Here is a 3,732-nt window from a genome sequence, read left to right as displayed (position 1 = left end):
GGCTCGAAGGAAGAGCTGTTCCGGGAGGCTGCCGCCCGCTACGAGCAGCGCTTCGCCTCCCGGCTGAACCAGCTCCTGGAGGAGGCGCCCACCGCCGTCTCGGCAATCCGCGCCTTCTTCGCCGAAGCGGTCGAGACCTATGTCGAGTGCGCCAGGGGCTGCTTTCTGGTCATGGCGGCGGCGAACGGTCCTGCGGACAGCGTGGTGGTCCGGGAGCGCCTGGCCCACAAGCGGGAGAAGGGGCTGCAGGCCATCCGCGCCCGGCTGGAGCGGGGGCGCCGCGAGGGTGACCTGGACCCGGCCTGCGATGTCGACGCGCTGGCCGCCTACGTGATCACGGTCGCCCAGGGCCTCGCCATGCAGGCGCGCCAGGGCGTGCCCAGGGAAACGCTGGCAGCGGTGACGCAGACCGCCCTGGCCGGAGTCGAGCGGCATGGCTGGCCATAGGTCCGCCCATGGCCAGCCCTCCGGTCAGTTGACGAACTGCGGCATCATCAGGCGCGGCAGCCATAGCGAGAGCGCCGGGATGAAGACGACGAGCGCCAGGATCGCCAGCATGGGCAGGAGGATCAGTCCCACGTCGCGCAGCGCCGCCTTCACCGGGATCTTCGCGATGGCGCAGGAGATCAGCAGGCACAGGCCATAGGGTGGCGTGACCAGTCCGAAGGCCAGGCTGATGATCCCGATCATCGCGAAGTGGATCGGGTGCATGCCGACTTCCAGGGTCACCGGATAAAGGACGGTGCCCATGATGATGATGGCCGGGATCGCGTCGATGAAGCAGCCGATGATCAGGAACGCGATCGCCACGGCCAAGCCCATCTCGACGACCCCCAGATCCAGGGTCTGCACCACGCCGATCAGGGCCGCCGGGATCTTGAAGTAGGCCAGCGTCCAGCCGAACGCGCTGGCGGTGCCGATGCAGAACAGGGCAATCGCGGCGAACCGGCCGGTATCGTAGAAGACTTCCGCGATCTGGCGGGTGCCGGTGGTGCGATACACGATCATGCCCAGCGCCAGCGCGTAGAGGGCGGCGACCACCGAGGCCTCGGTCGGGGTGAAGAAGCCGCCGACGATGCCGCCGACGATGATCACAGGGGTCAGCAGCGCCAGGAGGGCACCCATGAAGGCGCCGCCGAGCTCGGCGAGCGTGGCGCGCCGGTGCAGCCCCATGCCGTGGCGGCGGGCATAGACATATACCGCCACCATCTGGGCCAGACCGATCAGGATGCCCGGAATGATGCCAGCGATGAACAGCCCGCCGATCGAGACCGACATCAGCCCGCCCCAGACCACCATCAGGATGGATGGCGGGATGATCACTCCCATCACCGAGGAGCAGGCGGTCACGGCGACCGAGAAGGAGGCGGTGAAGCCTTCCTTCCGCATCTGTGGGATGAGCAGGGAGCCGATGCCGGCCGCGTCGGCGGTGGAACTGCCGGAGATGCCCGCGAAGAACATCGAGACCACGACGTTGACGTGGCCGAGACCGCCCGGGAGGTGGCCGACCATGGCCCGGGACAGGCGGATCAGCCGGTCGGTGATGCCGGCCGCGTTCATGAGGTTGGCGGCCAGCAGGAAGAACGGGACGGCCAGGAGCACGAAGGAGTTGTAGGAGCGGAACATCTCCTGCAGCGCCAGGACCGGAGTCAGGCGCGGCTCCAGGAGGAAGATCGGGATGCAGGAGAGCAGCAGCGCGAAGGCCACCGGGACCCGCAGGATGATCAGCAGGAACAGCAGCCCGAACAGGATGCTGGCAACGACCCCAGGCGTCATGCTCGTGCACCCCGCATGATGGAAATTTCCCTGGCGATCTTCTCGGCCAGGAACAGGGCCGAGACGACGCCCATCAACGGCCAGGCGACGAAGATCCAGTTCATCGGCAGCTGGGCGATCTCCGAGACCTGGAACCAGCCGAACAGGATGAACCGCCATCCGTACCAGATGAAGATGATGGCGACGATGAAGATCATCAGATGGACGAAGATCCGCTTGGCGGCCTCGACCTTGGGGTTCGGCGATTCCGGCAGGATCTCGAGGTCGAAATGCGTGCCGTCACGCACCGCGCACATGGCGCCGACCATGATCATCCAGACGAAGCAGAACCGGGCGATCTCCTCGGTCCAGATGTAGCGGGGGATGAAGTCGACGAAGCGGGCCAGGATCTGCATCGTCACCGGCACGAGCAGGCCGGCGACGAGCAGGCCCAGGGCCAGCTTGAGCACGAGATGAATGGCGTCGAGCACGCGGGTCATCAATGCCCTCCGAGGCGGGAGCAGGTGCAGAACGTATCGGACAGGGAAGCGGCCGGGGCCATGCGGGCCCCGGCCTGGTCACGTTCCGCCGAGCGGCAGGTCACTGAACGGCCTGGACCGCCTTCAGCACGTCAGTGGCGCCCAACTCCTCGGCATAGGCCTCGAGGACCGGCGTGGCGGCCTCGATCATCTTGTCACGCTCGGTGAACTCGTGGGTCGTGAGCAAGCCCTGTTCCACCAGCGCCTGGATCTTCTGGGAGTCCTCGCTGCTCTCCGCCTCGCGGGCGAACTTCGCGGCCTCCGGGCCGGCCTGGTCGATGCACTGCTGCAGCTTCTCGGGCAGGCGCTGGTAGGTCTTGTTGGAGATGAACAGGGGCCTGATGGTGATGGCATGCTGGGTCAGCGAAAGTTGCGGGCCCACCTCGTAGAACTTCATCTGCTCCACGCCGGCCGCCTCGTTCTCGCCTGCCTGGATCACGCCGGTCTGGATGCCGTTATAGATCTCGTTATAGGCGATCACCGTCGGTGCTGCGCCCAACGCATTGAACACGCTGGTCCAGATGGGCGCGCCCTGCATGCGGATCGACAGCCCCTTCAGATCCTCCATGGTCGTCAGCGGCTTGGTGGCGAAGATGTTGCGCACGCCGCCGCCGCCATAGCCCAGCAGGCGGATGTCGGCCTTTTCCAGGATGTCGTCGGCCACGGGCTGCATGGCGTCCGTTTCCAGCACCTTGTTCCAGTGGTCCAGGTCGCGGAACAGGAACGGCATGTCCATCAGCGGGGCCATCTGCGAGAAGGTCGACATATGCGCCGGCGAGGCCACCGCATAGTCCACCGAGAGGCCCTGGTTCATGTAGGCCACATAGTCCTTCTCGAGGCCCAGCTCGGAATTGGGATGCATCTCCCAGGTAATCGGCTCGTCCGTGTAGCAGGCGCTGACCAGCTCCTCGAACTCGCGCATGTGCCTGGTATAGACATGGTTCTCGTCGAACTGGCTCGCACCCACCAGGGTGATGTCGGCCTTCGCCAGGGTGACCGCCACGGCATTGACTGCAAGTCCCGCGACGCCGACCAGGCAGACCGCGGCCATCTTCGAGATTGTGCTGAAATTCTTCTTGGTTCTTGCCTACCCTGAGCAAAGTCGTGCTGAGACGGTCAGTCGAACGACTTGCGGCTGTGGCACAGTATCTTGCTGTACCGTCACATTGTCATTTCGGGTATAACCGTTGACCTCATGAGGTCAACGGCACCCCTCGCGGATTCGTGATTCCGGCTGCCGGCACCGCCTCCGGCAGCGCTCAGCCCAGCGCCTTGCGGACCGTGCCGCTGCCACGCATCAGCAATGCCAGCGCGCCGACCGTGATGATGCTGAAGCCGATCAGCAGCGTGGCGATCGCGGTGATGGTCGGGTTCACCTGCAGGACCAGCTCGTTGAACATGCGCTTGGGGATGGTCTCGATCCCGCCGGCCAGGAAGA

At 65.5% G+C, this 3,732-nt stretch carries 4 protein-coding genes; 1 reads left to right on the top strand and 3 read right to left on the bottom strand.

What is annotated here, in order from left to right; all coding sequences use genetic code 11:
- Positions 1-447 (top strand): TetR family transcriptional regulator C-terminal domain-containing protein (locus VNS22_RS09995; protein ID WP_325731955.1); only part of this gene is annotated, 447 nt, incomplete at its 5' end.
- 24 nt (positions 448-471) lie between these two features.
- On the opposite strand, the gene VNS22_RS09990 is transcribed toward VNS22_RS09995, so the two are convergent.
- The 3 genes from VNS22_RS09990 to VNS22_RS09980 form a co-directional block, all read right to left on the bottom strand.
- The gene (locus VNS22_RS09990) at positions 472-1,776 is read right to left on the bottom strand and encodes a TRAP transporter large permease (RefSeq protein WP_325731953.1); all 1,305 of its coding nucleotides are present in this window, start codon (positions 1,774-1,776) and stop codon (positions 472-474) included.
- Complete coding sequence (locus tag VNS22_RS09985; protein ID WP_325731951.1) at positions 1,773-2,255, bottom strand: TRAP transporter small permease; 483 nt, start codon at positions 2,253-2,255, stop codon at positions 1,773-1,775. Before VNS22_RS09985 ends, VNS22_RS09990 begins: the two co-directional genes overlap by 4 nt.
- Before the next feature lie 100 nt (positions 2,256-2,355).
- Positions 2,356-3,345, bottom strand: a complete 990-nt coding sequence (locus VNS22_RS09980) for a TRAP transporter substrate-binding protein (RefSeq protein ID WP_325731949.1) — start codon at positions 3,343-3,345, stop codon at positions 2,356-2,358.
- Between the last annotated feature and the right edge of the window lie 387 nt (positions 3,346-3,732).

The organism is Geminicoccus sp., assembly GCF_035556675.1.
In the GTDB taxonomy this organism is placed as follows: domain Bacteria; phylum Pseudomonadota; class Alphaproteobacteria; order Geminicoccales; family Geminicoccaceae; genus Geminicoccus.
The sequence above is the reverse complement of the archived record's forward strand: the minus strand, read 5'-3'. Positions and strand labels throughout refer to the sequence as shown.